The 23,463-nt window shown below is 67.5% G+C and carries 18 protein-coding genes and 1 tRNA gene; 9 read left to right on the top strand and 10 right to left on the bottom strand.

Going from position 1 to position 23,463, the window contains the following annotated elements:
• A partial coding sequence (locus tag VFY73_RS08325) for an acyl-CoA dehydrogenase family protein (RefSeq protein WP_329717562.1) occupies positions 1-875 on the bottom strand: 875 nt, incomplete at its 3' end.
• A gap of 107 nt (positions 876-982) precedes the next feature.
• Here VFY73_RS08325 and VFY73_RS08320 point away from each other — a divergent pair.
• Positions 983-1,903, top strand: a complete 921-nt coding sequence (locus VFY73_RS08320) for a LysR family transcriptional regulator (RefSeq protein WP_329717560.1) — start codon at positions 983-985, stop codon at positions 1,901-1,903.
• A 68-nt stretch (positions 1,904-1,971) separates the two neighbouring features.
• On the opposite strand, the gene VFY73_RS08315 is transcribed toward VFY73_RS08320, so the two are convergent.
• On the bottom strand, positions 1,972-3,009 hold the full coding sequence (locus tag VFY73_RS08315; RefSeq protein WP_329717558.1) for a CDP-6-deoxy-delta-3,4-glucoseen reductase: 1,038 nt from the start codon (positions 3,007-3,009) through the stop codon (positions 1,972-1,974).
• A 150-nt stretch (positions 3,010-3,159) separates the two neighbouring features.
• Between VFY73_RS08315 and VFY73_RS08310 the strand changes: the two genes are divergently transcribed.
• A complete protein-coding gene (locus VFY73_RS08310; RefSeq protein ID WP_329717557.1) occupies positions 3,160-4,065 on the top strand; it encodes an SDR family oxidoreductase in 906 nt (301 codons plus the stop codon).
• Between the two features lie 18 nt (positions 4,066-4,083).
• Here the strand turns inward: VFY73_RS08310 and VFY73_RS08305 are convergent, their stop codons facing one another.
• From VFY73_RS08305 to VFY73_RS08290, 4 genes are all read right to left on the bottom strand, one after another.
• Positions 4,084-4,872: a hypothetical protein gene (locus tag VFY73_RS08305; RefSeq protein WP_329717555.1), complete on the bottom strand. Its 789-nt coding sequence runs from the start codon at positions 4,870-4,872 to the stop codon at positions 4,084-4,086.
• Between the two features lie 291 nt (positions 4,873-5,163).
• Complete coding sequence (locus VFY73_RS08300) at positions 5,164-6,180, bottom strand: S1C family serine protease (protein WP_329717553.1); 1,017 nt, start codon at positions 6,178-6,180, stop codon at positions 5,164-5,166.
• Between the two features lie 132 nt (positions 6,181-6,312).
• Positions 6,313-6,918 carry a rhomboid family intramembrane serine protease gene (locus VFY73_RS08295; RefSeq protein WP_329717551.1) on the bottom strand — a complete coding sequence of 202 codons (606 nt, stop codon included), beginning with the start codon at positions 6,916-6,918 and terminating at the stop codon, positions 6,313-6,315.
• Positions 6,919-6,952: 34 nt separating this feature from the next.
• A tRNA-Leu gene (locus VFY73_RS08290) sits at positions 6,953-7,037 on the bottom strand.
• 145 nt (positions 7,038-7,182) lie between these two features.
• Here VFY73_RS08290 and cysM point away from each other — a divergent pair.
• The 3 genes from cysM to VFY73_RS08275 are packed head-to-tail and all read left to right on the top strand — an operon-like array spanning position 7,183 to position 8,931.
• Positions 7,183-8,088, top strand: coding sequence for a cysteine synthase CysM (cysM, locus tag VFY73_RS08285; RefSeq protein WP_329717549.1), 906 nt, complete (start codon positions 7,183-7,185; stop codon positions 8,086-8,088).
• Positions 8,089-8,093: 5 nt separating this feature from the next.
• Positions 8,094-8,675 carry an NUDIX hydrolase gene (locus VFY73_RS08280; protein WP_329717547.1) on the top strand — a complete coding sequence of 194 codons (582 nt, stop codon included), beginning with the start codon at positions 8,094-8,096 and terminating at the stop codon, positions 8,673-8,675.
• A 28-nt stretch (positions 8,676-8,703) separates the two neighbouring features.
• Positions 8,704-8,931: a sulfurtransferase TusA family protein gene (locus VFY73_RS08275; RefSeq protein ID WP_329717564.1), complete on the top strand. Its 228-nt coding sequence runs from the start codon at positions 8,704-8,706 to the stop codon at positions 8,929-8,931.
• A 221-nt stretch (positions 8,932-9,152) separates the two neighbouring features.
• Here the strand turns inward: VFY73_RS08275 and galU are convergent, their stop codons facing one another.
• Together galU and VFY73_RS08265 are read right to left on the bottom strand one after the other, a co-directional pair.
• Positions 9,153-10,022, bottom strand: coding sequence for a UTP--glucose-1-phosphate uridylyltransferase GalU (gene galU, locus VFY73_RS08270; protein ID WP_329717545.1), 870 nt, complete (start codon positions 10,020-10,022; stop codon positions 9,153-9,155).
• A 60-nt stretch (positions 10,023-10,082) separates the two neighbouring features.
• Complete coding sequence (locus VFY73_RS08265; protein WP_329717543.1) at positions 10,083-12,926, bottom strand: valine--tRNA ligase; 2,844 nt, start codon at positions 12,924-12,926, stop codon at positions 10,083-10,085.
• A gap of 125 nt (positions 12,927-13,051) precedes the next feature.
• On the opposite strand from VFY73_RS08265, the gene VFY73_RS08260 reads away from it, so the two are divergent.
• A complete protein-coding gene (locus tag VFY73_RS08260; RefSeq protein ID WP_329717541.1) occupies positions 13,052-14,425 on the top strand; it encodes a S41 family peptidase in 1,374 nt (457 codons plus the stop codon).
• Between the two features lie 82 nt (positions 14,426-14,507).
• Here the strand turns inward: VFY73_RS08260 and VFY73_RS08255 are convergent, their stop codons facing one another.
• A complete protein-coding gene (locus VFY73_RS08255) occupies positions 14,508-15,485 on the bottom strand; it encodes a GMP reductase (protein ID WP_329717539.1) in 978 nt (325 codons plus the stop codon).
• A gap of 160 nt (positions 15,486-15,645) precedes the next feature.
• On the bottom strand, positions 15,646-16,680 hold the full coding sequence (locus VFY73_RS08250) for a patatin-like phospholipase family protein (protein WP_329717537.1): 1,035 nt from the start codon (positions 16,678-16,680) through the stop codon (positions 15,646-15,648).
• Positions 16,681-16,798: 118 nt separating this feature from the next.
• On the opposite strand from VFY73_RS08250, the gene VFY73_RS08245 reads away from it, so the two are divergent.
• Genes VFY73_RS08245 through VFY73_RS08235 form a run of 3 tightly spaced genes read left to right on the top strand, consistent with a single transcriptional unit; the run spans position 16,799 to position 23,457 of the window.
• Positions 16,799-19,210 (top strand): UvrD-helicase domain-containing protein, encoded by a 2,412-nt coding sequence (locus tag VFY73_RS08245; RefSeq protein WP_329717535.1) that lies wholly within the window; start codon positions 16,799-16,801, stop codon positions 19,208-19,210.
• Between the two features lie 51 nt (positions 19,211-19,261).
• Positions 19,262-21,262, top strand: coding sequence for a GGDEF domain-containing protein (locus VFY73_RS08240; protein ID WP_329717533.1), 2,001 nt, complete (start codon positions 19,262-19,264; stop codon positions 21,260-21,262).
• Positions 21,259-23,457, top strand: coding sequence for a GGDEF domain-containing protein (locus VFY73_RS08235; protein WP_329717531.1), 2,199 nt, complete (start codon positions 21,259-21,261; stop codon positions 23,455-23,457). The genes VFY73_RS08240 and VFY73_RS08235 overlap by 4 nt, the downstream gene beginning before the upstream one ends.
• Positions 23,458-23,463 lie beyond the last annotated feature (6 nt).

Genomic DNA, 23,463 nt, shown 5'->3' with positions numbered 1-23,463 from the left:
TTCTGGATCAGCTGGTTGGCGGCCAGCGGCCGGCCGAACTGCTTGCGGTCGAGCGTGTACTGCCGAACGCGATGCCAGCAATCCTCGGCCGCACCGAGCGCGCCCCAGGCGATGCCGTAGCGGGCGCTGTTCAGGCAGGTGAACGGGCCCTTCAGGCCCCGCACCTCGGGAAAGGCGTTTTCCTCGGGGCCGAACACCTCGTCCATCACGATCTCGCCGGTGAGCGAGGCGCGCAGGCCGACCTTGCCCTTGATGGCGGGTGCCGACAGGCCCTTCCAGCCCTTCTCGAGCACGAAGCCGCGGATGGCGCCCTCGTCGTCCTTGGCCCAGACGACGAACACGTCGGCGATCGGGCTGTTGGTGATCCACATCTTCGAGCCGGTCAGGCTGTAGCCACCGTCGACCTTGCGGGCGCGGGTGATCATGCTACCGGGGTCGGAGCCGTGGTTCGGCTCGGTCAGGCCGAAGCAGCCAATCCATTCGCCGGTGGCCAGCTTGGGCAGGTATTTCTGCTTGGTGGCTTCGTTGCCGAATTCGTTGATCGGCACCATCACCAGCGACGACTGCACGCTCATCATCGAGCGGTAGCCGGAGTCGACACGTTCGACTTCGCGTGCCACCAGGCCGTAGCAGACGTAATTCAGGCCGGCGCCGCCGTATTGCTCGGGGATGGTGGGGCCCAGCAGGCCCAGCTCGCCCATTTCGCGGAAGATCGCCGGGTCGGTCTTCTCGTGGCGGAAGGCCTCCAGCACGCGCGGGGCCAGGCGGTCCTGGCTGTAGGCGCGCGCAGCATCGCGCACCTGGCGCTCGTCGTCGGTCAGTTGCTGGTCCAGCAACAGCGGGTCATCCCAGTGAAAAGAGGCGCGAGCAGCCATGGCGAAGTCTCCAGTTGTTCCAGCGTGGAATCATAGAATCCTGAAGTCAGGCAATCAAACGCCTTTTTCGCACTGATCTGTGCGTTGATGGAACTCCGGAGCGCCGAATGCGCCGAAAACTGCCTTCCACTGCTGCGCTGGCCGCTTTCGAGGCGGCAGCGCGTCACCAGAGCTTCACCAAGGCGGCCGCCGAACTGGCGGTGACGCAGAGCGCCGTCTGCCGCCAGATCGCGTCGCTTGAATCGTTCCTGGGCGTGGCCCTGTTTCGCCGCAGCCAGCGCGGCGTGGGGCTGACCGAAGCCGGCCAGCGCTACAGCCGCAGCGTGGCCACCCGGCTGGACGAGGTCGAGCGCGACACGCTGGACCTGATGGCGCAAGCCGGGCTGGGCGGGCAGGGCGGGGCGCTGGAGCTGGCGGTGGTGCCGACCTTCGCGACGCAGTGGCTGCTGCCGCGGCTGGCGGGGTTTCAGGCGACGCACCCCGGCATCACGGTCCACTTCAGCTCACGCACGCGGCCGTTCCTGTTTGCCGATACCGGCCTCGACGCTGCGATCCACGCCGGCAACGGTCTTTGGCCCGGTACCGAAGGACGGCTGCTGATGGCCGAAACGCTGGTCACGGTCGCCAGCCCGGCGCTTTTGAAGGGGCGCACGGACTGGACGCCGCAATCGCTGTCGACCTTGCCGCTGCTGCAGGCCAGCACCCGGCCCTATGCCTGGCGGCATTGGTTCGAGTCGCAAGGCCTGGAAGTCGAGCACGACATGGCTGGCGCGCGGATGGAGCTGTTCTCGATGCTCAGCGAGGCGGCGGTGCAGGGCCTGGGCGTGGCACTGGTGCCGCGCATGCTGGTCGACAACGAGCTGGCCAGCGGAAGGCTGGTGCAGGTGGTGCCTCACGCCTTCCTGAGCGATCGGCGCTACTACCTGCTGTACCCGGAGCACAAGGCCGCGTCGCCGGCGCTGAAGGCGTTTGCGGATTGGCTGGATGCGGAGGCGGCGGGCTATCGTGCCGAGGTCGGCTTGGTGTAGCGACCAAGGTTTCGACAAGCTCAGCCTGAACGGATGAGTTGGCTCAGCCCGAACGGAGCGGGAAGAGTTCAGTCTCCGTGTTTATCGGCTTCCGAGGTGAACGCGTCGGCGTAGAACTCGTCGTCGGGCAGGCCGCACTGAACCTCGAAGTCCTTGTGGGCCGACTCGACCATGATCGGCACGCCGCAGGCGTAGACCTGGTGGCCGGAGAGATCGGGCCAATCGGCCATCACCGCATGGTGGACGAAGCCGGTGCGGCCGGTCCAGCCGTCTTCGGCCTTCGGCTCGGACAGCACCGGCACATAGCGCAGGTGCGGCAACCTGGCCGCGGCGGCTTCGGCCCAGTCGTGCAGGTACAGATCGGCCTTGCTGCGGGCGCCCCAGTACAGCACCGCCGGGCGTGTGCTGCGCAGCTCTTCGAGACGTTCGATCAACGCCTTCACCGGTGCGAAACCGGTACCCGAGGCGAGCAGGATCAACGGCTTGTCGGAGTCTTCGCGCAGGAAGAAGCTGCCGAACGGGCCCTCCATCCGCACGATGTCTTTCTCTTTCATCGTGCCGAACACGTGGTCGGTGAACTTGCCACCGGGCATGTGGCGGATGTGCAGCTCGATCGACGGCGGGGTGCCCAGGTTGTGCGGCGCATTCGCCATCGAGTAGCTGCGCCGGGAGCCGTCGCGCAAGATGAACTCGATGTACTGGCCGGCGCGGTACTGGAAGTTCTGGTTCGCGGGCAACTGCACGCGGATCACCGCGACGTCGCCGGTCGGGCGCTCGATGCTGAGCACACGGCCCGGCATCTTCAGGATCGGGAATTCGCCGGCGCCAGGCACGGTACGGGCTTCGACCAGGCAATCGGTCTGCGGCGTGGCGCAACAGGTCAGGATCAGGCCACTCGCCTCTTCGGCTTCCGACAGCGCCTTGAGCTGGTGCGCCCCGTGGATCACGCGGCCTTCGAGCAGACGGCTCTTGCAGGTGCCGCAGGCGCCGTCCTTGCAGCCATAGGGCAGGCCGATGCCCTGGCGGATCGCGGCGCCGAGGATGGGCTCGTCACGCGTGACGTCGAAGCTGCGGCCCGAGGGCTGGAGGGTTACGGTGAAAGTCATGGTCGAAGCAGACAGAGGCGATCGCGGCGAGGCTGGCGAGCCAGGTGGGCGGCGCGCAGGCCGGCAGGCAGGCAAGAAGGGGCGGGGCGCCGCCTACACTGGCGCGCGGTCCAGCCGCCATTTTGCCCGGCGCCTTGCTGCCCCCATCTGATGCACCCCAAGACCCTGCGTGCCAAACGCCCCACGTTGCTGATCGTCGGCTGCGGCGATGTCGGCCTGCGCGTGCTGCGCCTGCTGGGGACGGCGGGTCACCGCTGGCGGCTGTTGGCGCTGACCAGTTCGTCTGCGCGCGTGGCGCCCCTGCGCGCCGCCGGCGCGGTGCCGCTGCTGGGCAACCTGGACGATCCGGCCACGCTGGCCCGTCTGGCCGGCCTGGCCGATGCGGTGCTGCACCTGGCGCCGCCGCCGGGCGAGGGCACGACGGATCGCCGGACTGGCAACCTGCTGCGTGCGCTGGCGCTGCGTGGCGGGCCGCGCCGCATCGTCTACGCCAGCACCACCGGCGTCTATGGCGATTGCGAAGGCGCCTGGGTCGATGAGAGCCGGACGCTCGCGCCCGCCACCGCGCGCGGGCGTCGGCGCGCGGACGCGGAAGCACGCCTGCGCTGGGCCGGCAGGGCGTTCGGCTGGCGTGTCAGTCTGCTTCGCGTGCCGGGCATCTATGCGCTGGACCGCGAAGGCGGCGATCCGCGTGACCGGGTGCGCCGCGGCGCGCCGGTGCTGGCCGCCGCCGATGATGTCTACACCAACCACATCCACGCCGACGATCTGGCGCGAGCCTGCGTGGCCGCCTTGCTGCGCGGCGCAGCGCAGCGGGCCTACAACGTCTGCGACGACAGCGTGCTGAAGATGGGGGACCACTTCGACGCCGTCGCCGACCGCTTCGGTTTGCCACGCCCACCCCGCATCAGCCGCGCCGAGGCGCTGCAACGGATGACGCCGGTGCAGATGAGCTTCCTCAGCGAGTCGCGACGCCTGTCCAATCAGCGGTTGAAGCGGGAGCTGCGCCTGCGGTTGCGCTATCCGACGGTCGCGGATGGCCTGCAAACGCCTTGAACGGCGGTGTCGCGTCGTTCAGGTGCCACAGCGGATGCGCTGCTTGCTCAAGGCCACGTCGTCGAACCACAGCATCATCGGCTGCCCGGCATAACTCTCCCAGCCGATGCGGAAGTCGACCGGTGCCGGGCGCCAGCTGCCGCGGGCCAGCCATTGTGAGTCGACCTCCGGTGTGGGCGTGGTGTCCACGTGCAGGCCCGCGACCTCCGGGCCGTTGAACCAGGTCTTCATGACACCCTTGTTGCCATTGACCACGAACTCGACGCAATGCCACGCGCCGGCGGCCGGCGATACGCTCAGCGCGATGCCAGCCGGGCTCAGAACCGGCACGGTGGCGTCGTCGGATTCACGGTTCCACATCAGGATGCGGTTCTGGCCGCCCAGCCGCAGATCGCGCTGGTTGTCGTTGGCGTCTTTCATCGCCATGAACGTGACGTGGCCGTCCCCCAGCGGTTCGGCGAAACGGACGAAGAAGCGGCCGAAGAATCGCAGCCCCAGCGAGGCCGGGATCGGCGTGGCGGCGAAGATGTGGTTGCAGTAGCCGCCGGTGCTGGTGACCTTCAGCGATTGTTTGCCGCGGTGGGCGATGGTGGCGTCCACCGTGGCCTGGCCAGTGCCTGTGCAATTGGCGCCGCCCACGGCCCACAGCCCGGGGTTCGGTGGGCCGCCGGGTGTGGCCGACTCGAAGTTGTCGCACAGGGCGACATCATTGCAGGAGCCGGCCGGTTCCGACCAGCGCTCGGCGTCACCAGCAAGCGCGCCGGCGCCTGCCGCACATTGCGTGGCCAGCAGCAGGATGCTGGACAACGTTGTCTTTCTGAATCGAGCGGGGCGTTGGCGCAAGCCTTGCATGGGTCTTGTCTCCGGAGTTGGGGTGCGGGGGGTGTGGGGCCAGGACGCGTGGCACCGGCGGGTCGGGGCGAGCCCAGCCGGGGGGCCATTGACACGACCGGCGGCGATGCTAGGGGCGTCGGTCGTGTCCGGCAATGCCTTCCCGCGGCTTGGCCGCAGACCTTACGCGCCCTTACAGCGCCAGGGTGTGGTCGAGCCGGCGTTGCGGCGCGTCGACAGACCACCTCGTCGCCAGTGCGTGGCCGGCTACGTTCCTTCGGGCTGCTTGATCGTGGTCTGCCTGTCCACCGTATGCAGCGGCACACGCATCGAGCGGCCGTCTCGCAAGATGTCCAGCGACACGTCGCGCTCCGGCGCACCGCCACCCCAAAGCCGGTGCCACAAGGTCTGCAGGCTGTCGACGGCCTGCCCGTCGATGCGCACGATCTGGTCGCCCGGCCGCAGGCCAGCGGCTTCCGCCGGGCCTGCGCGGTTGACACGCAGCACCCGCACCTCACCGCCCAGCTCGATGCAATTCACACCCATCCACGCGCGTTTGCTTTGGGTGGAGCGGCCCTGGGCCAGCAGCTCATCCAGGATTGGCTTGAGCAGGTCGATCGGCACGAACATGTTGCCGGCCACCGACGGCTGGTCCGGCCCCAATGCATCGCTGACGACCAGGGAGCCGACCCCCAGCAACTCGCCTTGAAGGTTGAACAGCGCCGCGCCGCTGTGGTCGGTGCGCGGCGGTACGGTGAACAGCGCATGGTCGAGGTGGTACTCCCAGTAGCCCGAGAACGGGCGCTGCGACACCCGCCTGGCCATGCTGATGCCGGCACCTTCGCCACCCGAGATGACGAGCAGCGTGTCGTTGTCGCCGACGGTGGCCGGCTCGCCCAACGGCGCCGCCGGCAGGTCCAGCGGAATCAAGGACTTGATCAGCCCGAAGCCGGTGGCCACGTCGTAGCCCACCACCCTGGCCGGTACGCGGCGCCCGTCGTCAGGCAGCAACAGCACCTGGTCGGCTTCGAGGATCAGGTAGCCGATCGTCAGCACCAGACCATCGGCGCCAATGACCACGCCCGATCCTTGCCGCACGGCGCCCAATGTGGCGCTGGAGTTGGCGTTGTCGACCGCTACCGCGAGCACACCGACCACAGCGTCGCTGGCCCGCTTGATCCCTTGCGACGACGCGGCCTCCTCGGCTGCCAACACCGTCGGCCCACTGCAGGCCAACGCCCAGGCCCATGCCCAGAAAAGGATGGTGCGAACGACGCGACCCATGGCACACCTCCACGACGGCTGGCCGTGATTCGCTCCCAGCATGCGCCGAGCGGCGTCGGCAATCAAGCCGCAGGGTTACTCGCCGAACGTGCCTGCCGCCTTCGTCTCGGCCAATGGCGCCGGCGCGCGGTGTCAGCGGCGGCGGCGTGACGGGAAGGGGGCCTGGCCGCGCCAGAAACGGATCATCAGCCATCCGCCCAGCATGCCGCCCAGGTGGGCGAAGTGGGCGATGCCGTCCCGGCCCAGCAGGCCTTGCAGCAGCTCCAGCCCGCCGAACACCGCGACGAATGTCCGCGCCTTCATCGGGATCGGCGGGAACAGCGGCATGATCGTCCGGTTGGGAAACAGCATGCCGTAGGCGAAGAGCAGGCCGAACAATCCACCGGATGCACCCACCGTGGGCACGTACGAGTGGCGCAGCGCCGTGAACACCAGCTGGGTGGCTGCGGCCGTCAGCACGCTGGCCAGCAGGAAGGCCAGCAGGCGCTTGTGGCCCCACAGGCGTTCCAGCTCAGAGCCGAACATCCACAGGCCGAGCATGTTGAAGAACAGATGCAGCGGGTCGCCATGCAGGAAGGCATAGGTGACCGGTTGCCATGGCAGGAAGCGGCCGCTGTCCAGGGGCCACAGCGCGAACCAGGGATCCAGTGGAATGAAGTTGCCGAGCAGCAGCTGCACGCAGAAGACCGCCGTGCAAATCAGCATCAGCGCCTTGGTGACGGGAGGCATCGGCGGCATGGCGTGTCGCTGGAAGCGTGAAGCTGAGGGTCACTGGTGCCCGGGGCCGGACTCGAACCGGCACACCTTGCGGCGGGGGATTTTGAATCCCCTGCGTCTACCGATTTCGCCACCCGGGCCAGTGTGTGCTTGCGTGTGCTCGTGCCCGTTGGTGACTGCGTGGCGCAGCACCCAAAGGCACGTCGGGCGCGGATTATGGCATGCGCCGGCGCCGTCTTTGGCCCTGCACCCATAATGCAACGCAGCCTTCTTCACGACCTCGACATGCCTGCCTACAAGACGCTGGAAGACGCGATTGGTTCGACCCCGCTGGTGCGGTTGCAGCGCCTGCCCGGCCCGGAGGTGCAGGCGCGCGGCAACGTGATCCTGGGCAAGCTCGAAGGCAACAACCCGGCCGGCTCGGTGAAGGACAGGCCGGCGATCAGCATGATCCGCAATGCCGAGACGCGCGGCGAGATCAAGCCCGGCGACACGCTGATCGAGGCGACCTCGGGCAACACCGGCATCGCGTTGGCGATGGCGGCGGCGATCAAGGGCTACCGGATGCTGCTGATCATGCCGGAGGACCTGTCGGTCGAGCGAGCCCAGACGATGAAGGCCTTCGGCGCCGAGCTGATCCTGACGCCCAAGTCGGGTGGCATGGAGCTGGCGCGCGACCTGGCCGAGCAGATGCAAAGAGACGGCAAGGGCCGCGTGCTGGACCAGTTCGCCAACCCGGACAACCCGCGCATCCACTACGAGACCACCGGGCCCGAGATCTGGGCCGATACCGAAGGCCAGATCACGCACTTCGTCAGCGCGATGGGCACCACCGGCACGATCACCGGTGTCTCGCGTTTCCTCAAAGAGAAGAAGCCCGGCGTGCGCATCATTGGCGCGCAACCTTCGGAGGGCTCCCGCATCCCCGGCATCCGCAAATGGCCGCCGGCGTACCTGCCGAAGATCTACGACCCGAGCGCGGTCGACGAGATGGTCTACGTGAGCCAATCCAACGCCGAGGACATGGCGCGCCGGCTGGCGGCCGAAGAGGGCCTGTTCGCCGGTATCTCGGCAGCGGGTGCGCTGTGGGTCGCGTTGCAGGTGGCGCGGGTGGTCGAGAACGCGACCATCGTGTTCGTGGTCTGTGACCGTGGCGACCGCTACCTCTCGACCGGCGTCTTTCCGGCCTGACGCGCATGGCAGCGGACTACAAGTTTTGCCCCCAGTGCGCTGGTGCGCTGGCGTGGATCGAGGCCGATGAAGATGGCGGCGTCAAGAGCCGGCTGCGCTGCGCCGCTTGCGACTTCACCCATTGGAACAACCCGACGCCGGTGCTGGCGGCGGTGGTCGAATGCGTGGACCGTGGCGGCAAGCTGCTGCTGGCCCGCAATGCGGCGTGGACGGGCCGGATGTTCGCGCTGATCACCGGCTTCATGGAGGCCGGCGAATCACCCGAGGCGGGCATTGCGCGCGAGGTGCAGGAAGAAACCTCGCTGGTCGCCGAGGCCGTCAAGCTGATCGGCGTTTACGACTTCCAGCGCATGAACCAGGTGATCATCGCCTACCACGTGCAGGCTCGCGGCGAGATCGTGCTGTCACCCGAACTGGCCGAGTACAAGCTGTTCGAGCCCGGCGACACGCTCTGCTGGCCGGCCGGCACGGGCTATGCGCTGGCCGAATGGCTGCGGGGCCGCGGCTTCGAGCCGAAATTCATCGAGTTCGCCAAGCCGCAACCCAAGCCTGAGGGCGCGGGCGTCGGCGAAACCACCGCTTCATAGAAACCGAGGACGAACCATGGGACAGGCCATCGACGTACACAAGGAGCTGGACACCCGGGGCCTGAACTGCCCGCTGCCGATCCTGAAGGCGAAGAAGGCGCTGGCCGACATGAGCAGCGGCCAGATCCTGAAGGTCGTGGCCACCGACCCCGGCTCGATGCGCGACTTCCAGGCCTTTGCCCGCCAGACCGGCAACGAACTGCTGGACCAGCAGACGCAGGACGCGGAGTTCATCCACTTCTTGAGGAGACGTTGACCCCCACGCTCCCTCCGGTCGCTGCCTTGCAGGCCGCGCCGAGCCAGAGGCTCGACCCTTAGCTAGGCACAAACAGTCCTCAGGACTGTTTGTGTCCGAGCAAAGCCCCCCGAGGGGGCTCGCGCAGCGGACCGGCGAAGCCGGATCCGCGCACGCCACTTGGAAGGCGCCAATGAAAAAGGCCGCCTGTGAAGGCGGCCTTTGTTCATGGCGCGGAAGCTTCAAAGCTCGAGCTTTTTCAGGTACTCGCGGAAGCCCGGGCCGAGCTGTGGGTGCGCGAGTGCGAGTTCGACGTTGGCCTCGAGGAAGCCTTCCTTGCTGCCGCAGTCGTAGCGCTTGCCCTTGTAGCGGTAGGCGAAGACCTTTTCGCGGCGCATCAGCGCGGCAATGCCGTCGGTCAGCTGGATCTCGCCGCCCACGCCACGCGGTTGGCTCGCGATCTCGCGGAACACGCCGGGCGTCAGGATGTAGCGGCCGGCCACGCCCAGGTTCGATGGGGCGTTCTCCGGCGACGGCTTCTCGACGATGTGGGTCAGGTCCATCATCCGGTCGTTCACCGGCGTGCCGGCGACGATACCGTAGCGCCTGGTGTGTTCCGGCAAGACTTCCTGCACCGCGATGATGGACGCGTGCCACTCATCGAACTGTTCGACCATCTGGGTCAGGATCGGCGGTTCGCCAACCATCAGGTCGTCGGCCAGCAGCACCGCGAACGGCTCGTTGACGACCACGCACTGCGCGCACAACACCGCATGCCCCAAGCCGAGCGCCTTGGGCTGGCGGATATAGATGCATTCCATGTCGTCGGGCTTGACCGACGAAACCAGCTCCAGCAACTCTTTCTTGCCGGCCGCTTCCAGCTCCGACTCCAGCTCGTAGGCGGTGTCGAAGTGGTCGGGGATCGCGCGCTTGTTGCGGCCGTTGACGAAGATCATCTGCCGGATGCCGGCGGCGTAGGCCTCTTCGACCGCGTACTGGATCAGCGGCTTGTCGACGACTGGCAGCATTTCCTTGGGTTGGGCCTTGGTGGCGGGCAGGAAACGGGTGCCCAGGCCAGCGACCGGGAAGATGGCCTTGTTGATTTTCTTCACGCTGTGTGTTCCTTGTAGACGATTCGTCAAGGGGGCAAAGATTGTGCCGCCCCGGGCGCTTCAAGCCGCGGGCAAGCGGCCCAGTTGTTCACGCAACGAGGCCAGCGTGCGATCGTGGTCGGCCAACCGTTTGCGCATGTCGGCCACCACGGCTTCGGGCGCACGGGCGACGAACTTCTCGTTGCCGAGCTGCGCTTCGGCCTTGGCCTTCTCGCCCTCGATCCGAGTGATCTCCTTGGTCAGGCGAATGTGCTCGGCGCCGACGTCGATTTCGACCTTCAGCGCCAGACGGGCATTGCCCTGCACGGCGACCGGGGCCATGGCCGTGGCCTCGGCGAAGGCGGCTTCGTCGGGCATGATCTGCACTTCGCTCACCTTGGCCAGCGCCTTCAGCACCGGCGTCGCGGCGGCGAAGAACTCGGGCTCGCCGATCACGATCAGCGGCACCCGCTCGGCCGGCGACAGACCCATCTCGCCGCGCAGCCCGCGGCTGGCGCCCACCATGGCCTTCAGCTGCGCGACCCAGGCGTCGGCCACCGGGTCGATCTTGTCCGGTTGCGGCACCGGGTAGGTGGCCGTGGCCAGGGTGGTGCCGTCGCCTTCCGTGCGGCGGCCGGCGACCACTGCGACCGTGTCCCACAGCTCGGCGGTGATGAACGGCGTGATCGGGTGCAACAGGCGCAGCACCGTTTCCAGGACGCGGACCAGCGTGCGGCGCGTGGCGCGCGCTTCGGCTTCGCCGCCGGTCTGGATCTGCACCTTGGCGATCTCGAGATACCAGTCGCAGTACTCGTCCCAGACGAACGAGTAGATCGCGTTGGCGACGTTGTCGAGCCGGTAGTCGGCAAAGCCTTGCACGACAGCCATCTCGACGCGCTGCAACTCGCCGGCAATCCAGCGGTCGGCGGCCGAGAACTTCATGTAGCCGTGGAAGGCGCCGCCCGGCTCGCAGTCGGCCTTGCTGTGCTCCTTCAGGCCGCAATCGGCGCCCTCGCAGTTCATCAGCACGAACTTGGTCGCGTTCCAGAGCTTGTTGCAGAAGTTGCGGTACCCCTCACAGCGCTTCGAGTCGAAGTTGATCGTGCGGCCCAGCGAGGCCAGCGCCGCGAAGGTGAAACGCAGGGCGTCGGCACCGTAGCCCGGAATGCCTTCGGGGAACTCCTTCTCGGTCGACTTGCGCACCTTCGGCGCCGTCTCGGGCTTGCGCAGCCCCACCACGCGCTTGTCCAGCAGCTCGGGCAGCGCGATGCCGTCGATCAGGTCGACAGGGTCGAGCACGTTGCCCTCGGACTTGCTCATCTTGTTGCCGTGGGCATCGAGCACCAGGCCGTGGATATAGACGTCCTTGAACGGCACCTGGCCGGTGAAGTGCTTGGTCATCATGATCATCCGGGCGACCCAGAAGAAGATGATGTCGTGGCCGGTGACCAGCACGGATGACGGCAAGAAGAGCGATTGTTCCAGCGTCTTTTCAGGCCAGCCCAGTGTCGAGAACGGCACCAGCGCCGACGAATACCAGGTGTCCAGCACGTCCGGGTCGCGCGTCAGTGCACCGCGGTAGCCGGCCGCGTCGGCCTTGGCACGGGCCTCGGCCTCGGTGCGGGCGACGAACAGCTCGCCCTTGTCGCCGTACCAGGCCGGAATCTGGTGGCCCCACCAGAGCTGGCGCGAGATGCACCAGTCCTGGATGTTCTTCATCCACTGGTTGTAGGTGTTGACCCAGTTCTCGGGCACGAACCTGACCTGGCCCGAGTCGACCGCGTCGATGGCCTTCTGCGCGATGCTGGTGCCATCGGCGCCGGGCTTGGTCATCGCGACGTACCACTGGTCGGTCAGCATGGGCTCGATCACCTGGCCCGAACGGGCGCAGCGCGGCACGGTCAGGCGGTGCTTCTTGGTTTCGACCAACAGGCCTTCGGCTTCCAGTTGCGCGACGATCTTCTTGCGCGCCACGTAGCGGTCCAGCCCGCGATACGCCTCGGGCGACTCGTCGTTGACCTTGGCTTCGAGCGTGAAGATGGTCAGCATCGGCAGGCCGTGGCGCAGCCCGACCTGGTAGTCGTTCGGGTCGTGCGCGGGCGTCACCTTGACGACGCCGGTGCCGAAAGCCTTCTCGACGTAGTCGTCGGCGATCACCGGTACCAGGCGGCCGGTGATCGGCAGGCGCACCTGCTTGCCGATCAAATGGGCATAACGTTCGTCTTCAGGGTGCACCATCACCGCGGTGTCGCCCAGCATCGTCTCGGGCCGGGTGGTGGCGACGACCAGCGATTCGTCGCTGCCCTCGATGGGATAGCGGATGAACCAGAGGTGGCCGTCTTCCTCTTCGCTCTCGACCTCGAGGTCGGACACGGCGGACATCAGCCCCGGGTCCCAGCTGACCAGGCGCTTGCCGCGGTAGATCAGGCCTTCTTCATACAGCCGGACGAAGGTCTCGGTGACGGTGGCCGACAGCTTGTCGTCCATCGTGAAGTACTCGTGCTCCCAGCTCACCGAGTCGCCCATGCGGCGCATCTGGCGGGTGATGGTGGCGCCGCTCTGCGCCTTCCATTCCCAGACCTTGGCGACGAAGTTCTCGCGGCCCAGGTCGTGGCGGTTGGTGCCTTGCTCTTGCAGCTGGCGTTCGACGACGATCTGCGTGGCGATGCCGGCGTGGTCGGTGCCCGGCACCCACAGCGTGTTGAAGCCGCGCATCCGGTGGTAGCGTGTCAACGAGTCCATGATGGTCTGGTTGAACGCATGGCCCATGTGCAGGGTGCCCGTCACGTTGGGCGGCGGCAGCTGGATGCAGAACGAGGGTTTGCTGGCGTCCAGCGTCGGCGCATAGATGCCGCTGGCTTCCCACAAAGGGGCCCAGCGGGCTTCGATGGCGGCGGGCTCGAAGGATTTGGCGAGTTCGGTCATGGGCGAGGAATGGCGATTGCTGCAACAGCTTGACACGTAAAGCATGTCAACCCGCAAGGCGCCAAAAGAGTTGGGCCGATTGTAGGTCGCCCCTGTGGGCGGTCGAGACCAACGAGGAGACCCGGATGAGCTTGAATCCCCGAGTGAAAAAGACCTGGCTGGGCCGTTGGCCGGGCCGCGCCGCTGCGCTGGCCGCTGCTGCGTTGGTGGCCGCCTGCGGTGGCGGCGACGGAGGGCCGCTGACCTGTTCGGCGTCCGACGAGAAGATCTGGCTGCGCGAGTACATGGACGACTGGTACTTCTGGTACAAGGTCAGCCCCAGCCCGAACCCCGACGGCTACCTGTCGGTCGACAGCTACTTCAACGCCTTGCTCTACCAGGGCGGCCTGGCCGATTTTCCGAAGGCCGACGAGTGGAGCTACATGGTCTCCCAGGAAGCGTTCGACCGCACCTATGGCGATGGCCGCACGCTTGGATACGGGGTGATGGTGGCCGGTCTCGAGGTGGCGGGACACCCCGATTGGCCGCTGTACATCCGCTACATCGAGCCTGGCTCGCCGGCGGCGCTGGCTGGCCTGCAACGCGGTGACCGGATCATGGCCGTCAACGGCAAGTCGGCATCGCAGATCATTTCGGACAACAACTACGCCGATCTCTCGCCGGCCGACACCGGCGACATGGTGACGATCGACATCCGCAACGCCGACGGCGACAGTCGGGTGCAACTGACGGCGACCATCTACGACCTCGAGCCGGTCCCCAACAGCCGTGTGTTCTCGACGCCGGACGGCCGCAAGATGGGCTATGTGCAGGTCAAGGACATGATCGACCAGGCCTTGTCGCCATTCGACACGGTGTTCGGCCAGTTCAAGGCCGCCGGCGTGCAGGACGTGATCATCGACCTGCGCTACAACGGCGGCGGCCTGATTTCAGTGGCCAACAAGATTTCGTCGTTCCCCAATGGGGCGGCGACCAGCGGCAACGTCTTCGCGAGCCTGCTCTACAACGACAAGCGCTCGGGCCACAACGAGAGCTTCCGCTTCCAGAGCTATGCCAATGCGACCGGCCTGTCGCGCGTCTATGTGCTGACCGGGCCGCGCACCTGCTCGGCCAGCGAACAGGTCATCAACGGCCTGCGGCCCTACGTGACGGTGGTGACGATCGGCGACTCCACCTGCGGCAAGCCGGTGGGCTTCCTGCCCCAGGCGGATGGTTGCGGCGCGGTGGTCAACGCGGTGAACTTCGAGACGGTCAACTCGCAGAACCAGGGCCGCTATTTCGACGGCTTCGACGCGACCTGCGCGGTGGCCGAGGACTTCAGCCAGCCGCAAGGCTCGGCGACCGATCCGCTGATCATCGCCGCCGAAGACCTGGCCGACGGCTTCGCCTGCCCGACGCTGGCGGTGGCGGCGAAAAGCAAGCTGCTGGGCCTGCGCAAGCCTGCTGATCGGCCCCAGTGGGTCGAAGCGGGCGAACGCCGCGGCATGATCGGGAAGTAAGCCCCGGCGGCGGATTGCCGCCGCCCCTTGCAGCCGAGCCGGTCGCAACCCGACCGGCTCTTTCGCTGGGTGCTGCGCACGTTCACATGAACAGGTGCTCGCCCGCGTTCTCGCCGCCCAGCACGACGTAGTTGACCTTCTTCAGGTCGGGCAGCGCGCGGCCGCCCGCGTAGGAGATCGAGCTTTGCAGGTCTTCCTGCATCTCGCGCAGCGTCTCGGCCAGCGTGCCCTTGATTGGCTCGAGAATGCGCTTGCCTTCGACGTGCTTGTACTCGCCCTTGTTGAAGTCGCTGGCCGAGCCGAAGTATTCCTTGTAGAGCTTGCCGTCGACCTCGACCGTTTGGCCGGGCGATTCTTCATGGCCGGCGAACAGTGAGCCGACCATGACCATCGCGGCGCCGAAGCGCACGCTCTTGGCGATGTCGCCGTGATGGCGAATGCCGCCGTCGGCAATGATGGGTTTGGTCGCCACGCGGGCACACCATTTCAGCGCCGAAAGTTGCCATCCGCCGGTGCCGAAGCCAGTCTTCAGCCGCGTGATGCAGACCTTGCCCGGGCCGACGCCGACCTTGGTCGCGTCGGCGCCCCAGTTCTCGAGATCGATCACGCCCTCGGGCGTGCCTACGTTGCCGGCGATCACGAACGATTGCGGCAGCTTCTGCTTGATGTGGTCGATCATGCGGCGCACGCTCTCGGCGTGGCCGTGCGCGATGTCGATCGTGATGTAGTCGGCGCCCAGTCCTTCGGCGGCCAGGCGGTCGATCGCGGCGCGGTCTGCATCTTTCACGCCGGCGCTGATCGAGACCATCTGGCCCAGCCCGCGCATGCGGCGCGCGAACTCGACGTTGTCGAGGTCGAAACGGTGCATCACGTAGAAGTAGCCGTTGGCGGCCAGCCATTCGGCGATCGGCTCGTCGAGCACCGTCTTCATGTTGGCCGGCACCACCGGCAGCTTGAAGCGGCGGCCGCCGAATTCGACACTGGTGTCGCATTCCGAACGGCTGTCGACCCGGCACTTGCGCGGCAAGAGCAGGATGTTGTCGTAGTCAAAGATTTCCATGGCTTCGCATTGCGTGTCATGGCGGCGCGTTGATCGCAGTGCGCCGCCGTGGGCTGCGAGCGCTTGACCTGGACCGGCCATGTGCCGCTCAAGGGCGCCAGCGGTGGCGCGAAGCGGACACAAGAAACCGGGCGCCAGAGTTTGGGCCCGGTGGCACATTCTACGCAGGCGCACCTGCCAGCAGGCGCGAAAGGTCTAGCGTCGATTCGCGGCCCAGTTGCCCGCCGTGCAGGTCCCACCAGACCTCGGCAGCGGCTGCGCCCAACGCGCGCAGGTGTTCGAGAAAAGGCAGGTGCGCGATCAACCGGGTTTCACCCGCCAGGGCGGCCAGATGCGGCCGCCCGTCCACCAGGTGCAACCGGCGGCGGCGCAAACGGCGCTCGCGGGCGCTCATCGGCCAGCCGCCGGGGGCGTTGCGCCAATCGGCCAGCCACTGGAGTTCGCGCATCAGCGGCGTGGTGAAGGCCAGTTCTTGTGCGTGGTGTCGGATCTCTTCGGCGCTGCGCGGCGGGCCACCGTGGCCGGCGGGCGGGGTCAGCAGCACCAGCAGCAGGTCGTCGGCAGAGGTCTCGGTCAGCAATGGCCACAGTGGCGGGTTGGCGGCAAAAGCGCCGTCCCAGTAGGCCTCTCCGGCGATCAAGACGCTGTGGTGCAGGTTGGGCAGGCAGGCCGACGCGAGCAGGGCGTCGGCACTGATCTCGTGTTCGCGAAACAGGCGCAGGCGGCCGGAAGCCGCATGGGTGGTCGCAATGAACAACTGCACCGGGCTCTCGCGGCGCAGGCGCGCGAAGTCGACCTGGGCCTCGACGATCTCGCGCAGCGGGTTCAGCCCCATCGGGTTGAACTGATAGGGCGACACCAGATGCACCCAGCGCAGCGCGGCGCGGGCGGCTGGCGCGAAACCGGGTGCTTCATGTCCACCGGTGGTGAACCACTCGAATGGCAGGCGGGTGCCAAGCGCCTGCCAAAACGCACGCAAGGCTGCTCGTGCACCGTCGCGCCCGCCCTCGGCCAGGCCGTGGGCCAGCACCACCGCATTCATCGCACCGGCGCTGGCGCCGCTGAGCGCACGCACCTCCACGCTCTCGCGGGCCAGCAGCGCATCCAGCACGCCCCAGGTGAACGCGCCATGGGCGCCGCCGCCTTGAAGCGCAAGGGCCAGGGGGCGAGGGCGGTTCCACGGCGACCAGGTCATCGGCGATCGGTGAAGCAGGCGGTCCAAAGCGAAGAGGGCACGCACGAAGCATGCCCCGTTGGAGTGACATCCGTCGGTCGAGCCCTGAGGCCGGGCGCCCCGTCCCTAGAATGCAACGATGACAGATCTATTCGCCGGCGCGGACGCCGCAGCCCGCCACCCGGCCGCGGGCGACGCGCTGCTGCGTGCCCTGAACCCTGAGCAACTGGCTGCGGTGACGCTGCCCGCCGAGCCGGCGCTGATCCTGGCCGGCGCCGGATCGGGCAAGACCCGGGTGCTGACGACGCGCATTGCCTGGCTGCTGCAAACGGGCCAAGTGTCGCCCGGCGGCGTGATGGCGGTGACATTCACCAACAAGGCCGCCAAGGAGATGATGACGCGCCTGGGCGCGATGCTGCCGGTCAACGTGCGTGGCATGTGGATCGGCACGTTCCATGGCCTGTGCAACCGTTTCCTGCGCGCCCACTGGAAGCTCGCCGCATTGCCGCAAAGCTTTCAAATCCTCGACAGCGGCGACAGCTTGTCGGCCGTCAAGCGCGTGATCAAGGCGATGAACCTCGACGAAGAGCGCTTCGTGCCCAAGCAGGTGGCCTGGTTCATCGCCGGCAGCAAGGAAGACGGCCTGCGGCCGAAAGACGTCGAGATCCGCGATGGCCAGATGCAGAAGATGGTCGAGATCTACCAGGCCTATGAAGACCAGTGCCAGCGCGAAGGGGTGGTCGACTTTGCCGAGCTGATGCTGCGCAGCTACGAGTTGATGCGCGACAACCTGGCGCTGCGTGAGCACTACCAGCGTCGTTTCGCGCACATCCTGGTCGATGAGTTCCAGGACACCAACCGCCTGCAGTACGCGTGGCTGAAGATGTTCGCCGGCCCGCCGCGCGATGGTGCCGGCGCGGTGTTCGCAGTCGGCGACGACGACCAGAGCATCTACGCGTTTCGTGGCGCCCAGGTCAGCAACATGGCCGACTTCGAGCGCGAGTTCCGCGTCAAGCACCTGATCAAGCTGGAGCGCAACTACCGCAGCTTCGGCAATATCCTGGACAGCGCCAACCACCTGATCAGCCACAACACGCACCGGCTGGGCAAGAACCTGCGCACCGAGGCCGGCCCGGGCGAGCCGGTGCGCGTGCAGGAATCGAACAGCGACTTCAACGAGGCGCAGTGGCTGCTCGAAGAAGCGCAACAACTGCACCGCAGCGGCATGCCGCGGCGCGAGATCGCGATCCTCTACCGCAGCAACGCGCAGTCGCGGGTGCTCGAATCGGCGCTGTTCAATGCCGGGGTGCCCTACCGCGTCTACGGCGGCTTGCGCTTCTTCGAGCGGGCCGAGGTCAAGCATGCGCTGGCCTACCTGCGGCTGGTCGAGAACCCGAACGACGACACGAGCTACCTGCGCGTCGTCAACTTCCCGACCCGCGGCATCGGCGCCCGCACGCTGGAACAACTGCAAGACGCGGCCCGCAGCAGCGGCCGCAGCCTGTGGCAGTCGGCCGGGGCGATCAGCGGTAAGGGTGGCGCGAACCTGGCGGCCTTCCACACGCTGATCGACAACCTGCGTGCGACGACCCAGGGCCTGACGCTGCGCGAGATCATCGAACAGATGCTGCAGGCCAGCGGCCTCATCGACTTCTATCGCACCGAGAAAGAAGGGGCCGACCGGATCGAGAACTTGGAGGAACTCGTCAATGCGGCCGAGGCCTTCGTGACGCAAGAGGGTTTCGGCAAGGACGCCGTGGCGTTGCCGGTGGATGAGCAGGGGCCGGGCACGCTGGCCGTCGGGTTGCCACCGGCGCTGGCCGCCGTCGATGTCACGCCGGATGCAGAAACCGGCGAAATCATCAGCCCGCTGGCGGCATTTCTGACACATGCGGCGCTGGAGGCTGGTGACAATCAGGCACAGGCAGGTCAAGACGCCGTGCAATTGATGACGGTTCATTCGGCCAAGGGTCTCGAGTTTGATGCCGTGTTCATCACCGGCCTCGAGGAAGGCCTCTTCCCGCACGAAAACTCGTTGTCCGATGCCGACGGCCTCGAAGAAGAGCGGCGCCTGATGTACGTGGCGATCACGCGCGCGCGCCAGCGGCTGTACCTGAGCTTCAGCCAAACCCGCATGTTGCACGGCCAGACACGCTACAACGTCAAGAGCCGCTTCTTCGACGAGCTGCCGGAAGGCGCGTTGAAGTGGCTGACGCCGCGCAACCAGGGTTTCGGATCGGGGTATGCGCGTGACTATCAGGCGGCATGGCAGCGTGGCAGTGGCCTGGGCTCGATGGTGGGCGCTGGCCGCCATGCCGGCTGGCAGCCGCCCGCCGCACCACCGGTGCCGGCTCGCATGGTCGAGGCGGCGGCCAAGCAGGCCGGACACGGCCTGCGCGTGGGGCAGGGCGTGTTCCACAACAAGTTCGGCGAGGGCGTGGTGGTGACACTCGAGGGCGCGGGGCCTGATGCGCGCGCCCAGGTGCACTTCGGGCGTCACGGCACCAAGTGGTTGGCTCTGTCCGTGGCCAAGCTGACGCCAACGGAATAGACGATGACCCAGCCGCGGCGGCAGCCTCCATTTTGTCGGCGCATCGCCGGCATGGGGCTGCTGCTGTCGGCGCTGGTCCCGGCCACGCTCAACGCCCGGGCCGGTGTCGAGATCGATGCCGTCGAGCGGTTGGAGCGCGAGAGCCGCGCCAAGCCGGACGTCATTGCCGACGAACTGGAGAAGCTGCTGGCCAACGGGCCGGTCGAGGGCGCGGCGCGTCTGGATGCCGAGCACCTGCTGGGCATGTTGCGGGCCCACCTGCACCAGCCTGGCGCGGCCGAGACCGTCGCTCAGGCCCTGGTCAAGACGGGCGCGCCGGCGTACAGCAAGCTGCCGGGCGAGCAACTCCACGCCGCTGCGATGTGCATCCGCGCGCAGGTGGCGCTGAGCAACGGCGGTTCGCTGACGCGGGCCGATACGCAGTGGGACGAGATCGAACATTCGCTGCGTGCGATCCCGTCGGTGCGCGTGCGCATGCGGTGCCTGTCCGCTGCCGCCGGGATCAAGCAACGCATCGGCCACATCGATGAGTCGGTGCGCTTGTCGCAGGAAGTGATCCGCCTCGCCGACGAAGGCGGCATGGCATGGCGACGCAGCGTGTACCGCTCGGCGCTGGCGTACACGCTGTACCGCGGCGGTCAGCTCGAACATGCGACGCGCCTGAACGACGAGGCCAAGAAGATCGCCGCCGAAAGCCAGGACTGGATGTCGATGGCCGAGGCGATGACGACCGACAGCATCCTGCTGACGGACAGTGGGCGCCCGAAAGAGGAACTGGCGGCACTGAACGGCGCGATCGAGTATGCCCGCAAGGCCGGCGCCGCGCGCGACGAGGCGCTCGGCTTGGCCAATCTGTCGGACTACTACCTGCACGCCGCCGAATACTCGCGCGCCTACGAGATCGCCCAACGAGCCGTGCCGCTGGCTCGCGCGCTGCACGACGTGTCGACCGAGAACCTGGCGCACCTGAACAGCGGGCTGGCGTTGATCTCGATGAAGCGCAAGGACGAGGGCATGGCATTGATCCGCCCGCTGCTGGAGTTCGACCGCGCCGCCAACGACATCGCCAGCCTCGCCGAATCGACGCGCGACGTGGCCACCTACCTGGAAAGGGCCGGCTACCTGACGGAGGCCTATGCGGCCTACCAGTCGCTGCGTGGGCTGTCGAACGAGCTGGCTCGGCGCGACCAGCAAGAGGCCGTGCTGGAGCTGCAGGAAAGCTTCGACGCCCAGCAGCGCAAGCGCGAGCTGGCCTTGTTGAACGAGGACAACGCGCTGAAAGAAGAGCAGCTGCGCGGCCGCGAGCTCGAATACAAGATCTGGGCCCTGACCGCGGGGATCGTGCTGTCGCTGCTTGCGCTGGCGGCGCGCATGTACGGTAGCCTGCGCGCCACGCAGCAGGCGCTGCGCCTGCGCAATGCCCAACTGCGCCGCCACAGCCTGCAAGACCCGCTGACCGGCCTGGCCAACCGGCGCCAGTTCCACGAGATCACCAGCGGCGACGGCGCGAGCGGCTCGGCGCGGGGCACGCTGTACCTGCTGGACCTGGACCACTTCAAGAGCATCAACGATCACCATGGACATGCGGCCGGCGATGCGGTGCTGGTCGAGACCGCTCGCAGGCTGCGGGCTGTGCTGCGCGAAGAAGACCTGGTGGTGCGGTGGGGAGGCGAAGAGTTTCTGGTGCTGGTGTCGGCGATGGCGCACGAACGCGTCGAGCCGCTGGCCCAGCGGCTGCTGAACGCGGTGGCCGGCATGCCGATGATCGTGGGCGACAAGCGCGTCAACGTGACCACCTCGATCGGTTTTGCCGAGTTTCCGTTCCCGCCGCATCGGTTGGACCTGCCATGGGACCTGGCCGTCGACATCGTCGACAACGCGATGTACGTGGCCAAGACGCTGGGGCGCAATCGGGCCTGCGGCGTCGGCGCGGTGCCGGCCGGCACGCTGGCCGAAGTCGATGCGGTGGTGCAGGATCTGGAGCAGTCCTGGCGCGAAGGGCGGGTTCAGCTGACGGTGCTGGAAGGCCCCGCGGCGGAGGCCAACCCATGAGGCCTGTTCACATCGTCGCGGTCTGCTTCATCGTCGCAAACCTGACCCTGGCCTGGCCGCTGGTCGGCCAGCCGGCAGCCCCGCAGGCCGCGGCGCAGGGCGCGCCGCAGACGGTGATGCAGGAAGCGCCGCCGAGCGCTGGCACGCCTGTCAGGGCCGGCCAGAACGCCCCGGCGACAGCCTCGCTGGAGGCCTGGCGCGGTCTCGACAAGCTCGAAGGCGCCATCGCGCTGGCCGAGTTGAACGAATTGGCCAACCGCTGGGCCGTCGAAGGCTACGACGAACCCGACATCGTGCTGCAACGGCTGGACGAACTGCAAAAGGGCCTGTCGGCGGCGCCATCACTGGCCTGGACCCGGGTGGTCGAGCGCACCCGGGGGCTGGTGGCCGCCCGCGCGGGGCGTGAGGCCCAAGCCCAGGAAGCGGCTGGTCGGCTGTCGCAGATGGCCGATCGCGACCCGGTGGCTGCCGCCGACGCGGCGATGGTGCGGGCCATGCTGGACGACCAGCTGTGGCGCACCGAGTCGGCCACCGGCCATGCGCAGGAGGCCGATGCGGCCTATGCGCGGGCCTGCGCCGGCGGACAGCGCAGCGGTGCCTGCGATCACCGTGGGTGGTGGCAGGTCGTGCGCCTGTTGACCTTGCGCGCCGACCGCCAGGGCAATCGGCTCGAGGCGGCCCGGTTGCAGCAGCGCGCGAACGAGCTGGCCGCGCAGGTCAACGACGACGTGCTGCTCGCCTGGGGCTTGTCGTCGCAGGCGGTGTTGAGCCACTACCTGAACGACCCCGAAAAATCTCGACGCGAGATGGCCCAGGCCGAGCGGCACGCGAGGAAAGACCCGACTGGCCAGGCGATGATCCGGGTGCTGATGAACAGTGCGGTGCTGGCGTCGGCCCGCAATGAGAACGCCGGTTCGCAACCAACACTCGAAGAGGCCGTGCGCATCGCGCGCAATGCGGGCTCGATCCGCCTCGAGGCGCAGATCCTGGCCTCGCTGAGCGACGAGTTCTTGCGTGCCGGCAAGCCGCGCGAAGCCCTGGCGGCGGTGGAGCGCGCGCTGCCGGTGATGCAGCGCTTCAATGACCGGCGCAACCTGCCGGTGATGCTGCACAACGGTGGCCTGGCGCGGGTGCGGCTGGGTCAACTCGCGCAGGGCAAGGCCGATCTCGAATCGGCGCTGCGATTGTGGGAGCAGGCCAAGGCCCGCGCGCGCATCGAAGCGGCGCTGAACGAATCGGCCGATGCGCTGGCGGCGGTGGGTGACGTGAAAGCCGCGCTGGAGCATTTCCACCGTGCCATCGAGCTGCGCGAGCAGATCGACAGTGACACCCGCGATGCCGTGCTTGGCCAGCTGAAGGAGCGCTTCCGCACCGAGGCCGGCCAGCGCGATCTGGAACTGGCGGAGCGCGAAAACAGCCTGAAGACCACGCGGCTGGAGAACCAGACGCTGATGCAGCGGGTCTGGATGCTGGCCTCGTTCATGCTGGCGATGGCGGCTGGTGTGCTGGTGGTGCAACTGCGCCGCACACGCCACGCGAACCTGCAGCTGCGCCGCAGCGAGGCGCTGTTGAAGGTGCAGAGCGAACGCGACCCGCTGACCGGTCTGGCCAATCGTCGCCATTTCCGCGAGGCGCTCGCAGCCCGGCAAGACGACGAGGGCGACGGCTTCGTCGGCGGCCTGATCCTGCTCGATGTGGATCATTTCAAGCGCATCAACGACGAGCACGGCCACGCGATCGGCGACGCGGTGCTGGTGGAGGTGGCGCAACGCCTGGCTGCCTGCGTGCGCGCTGGCGACGTGGCCTGCCGCTGGGGCGGCGAAGAGTTCCTGGTCCACACGCCGGCGCTGCGTGGTGAAGCGCTCGAAGCGCTGGCGCTGCGCGTGCTGGGCGAGATCGGCAACAGGCCGTTCAAGCTGGCCGACGGGCGCGAGATTTCAGTGACGATGTCGATGGCCTACGCGGGCTTCCCGTTGCCGCCGCACGGCGTGACGCTGCCGTGGGAGCAGGCGGTCAATCTCGTCGACATGGCGCTGTACAGCGCCAAGGCGATGGGCCGGGATCGTGCCGTGGGCCTGGCCGCCACCAGCGCCAACACGACTGAAGGGTTGGCCCGCGCGGCAGCTGACTTCGAGCGTGCGCGCCTGGAGGATCGGTTGACGGTGAAGGTGACGCCGCGCGCTGCCACCTTCTGACCCGCC

This window comes from Ideonella sp., assembly GCF_036277275.1.
Classification (GTDB): domain Bacteria; phylum Pseudomonadota; class Gammaproteobacteria; order Burkholderiales; family Burkholderiaceae_C; genus Ideonella.
Note: the sequence above shows the minus strand (reverse complement) of the source record. Positions and strands in the feature narration are given on the sequence as shown.

Bases quoted from the DNA above. Each gene is read 5' to 3' on its own strand.
- VFY73_RS08320 (WP_329717560.1), top strand. From the start codon at position 983: ATGCGCCGAAAACTGCCTTCCACTGCTGCGCTGGCCGCTTTCGAGGCG.
- VFY73_RS08315 (WP_329717558.1), bottom strand. From the start codon at position 3,009: ATGACTTTCACCGTAACCCTCCAGCCCTCGGGCCGCAGCTTCGACGTC.
- VFY73_RS08310 (WP_329717557.1), top strand. From the start codon at position 3,160: ATGCACCCCAAGACCCTGCGTGCCAAACGCCCCACGTTGCTGATCGTC.
- VFY73_RS08300 (WP_329717553.1), bottom strand. From the start codon at position 6,180: ATGGGTCGCGTCGTTCGCACCATCCTTTTCTGGGCATGGGCCTGGGCG.
- VFY73_RS08295 (WP_329717551.1), bottom strand. From the start codon at position 6,918: ATGCCGCCGATGCCTCCCGTCACCAAGGCGCTGATGCTGATTTGCACG.
- cysM (WP_329717549.1), top strand. From the start codon at position 7,183: ATGCCTGCCTACAAGACGCTGGAAGACGCGATTGGTTCGACCCCGCTG.
- VFY73_RS08280 (WP_329717547.1), top strand. From the start codon at position 8,094: ATGGCAGCGGACTACAAGTTTTGCCCCCAGTGCGCTGGTGCGCTGGCG.
- VFY73_RS08265 (WP_329717543.1), bottom strand. From the start codon at position 12,926: ATGACCGAACTCGCCAAATCCTTCGAGCCCGCCGCCATCGAAGCCCGC.
- VFY73_RS08260 (WP_329717541.1), top strand. From the start codon at position 13,052: ATGAGCTTGAATCCCCGAGTGAAAAAGACCTGGCTGGGCCGTTGGCCG.
- VFY73_RS08255 (WP_329717539.1), bottom strand. From the start codon at position 15,485: ATGGAAATCTTTGACTACGACAACATCCTGCTCTTGCCGCGCAAGTGC.
- VFY73_RS08250 (WP_329717537.1), bottom strand. From the start codon at position 16,680: ATGACCTGGTCGCCGTGGAACCGCCCTCGCCCCCTGGCCCTTGCGCTT.
- VFY73_RS08245 (WP_329717535.1), top strand. From the start codon at position 16,799: ATGACAGATCTATTCGCCGGCGCGGACGCCGCAGCCCGCCACCCGGCC.
- VFY73_RS08240 (WP_329717533.1), top strand. From the start codon at position 19,262: ATGGGGCTGCTGCTGTCGGCGCTGGTCCCGGCCACGCTCAACGCCCGG.
- VFY73_RS08235 (WP_329717531.1), top strand. From the start codon at position 21,259: ATGAGGCCTGTTCACATCGTCGCGGTCTGCTTCATCGTCGCAAACCTG.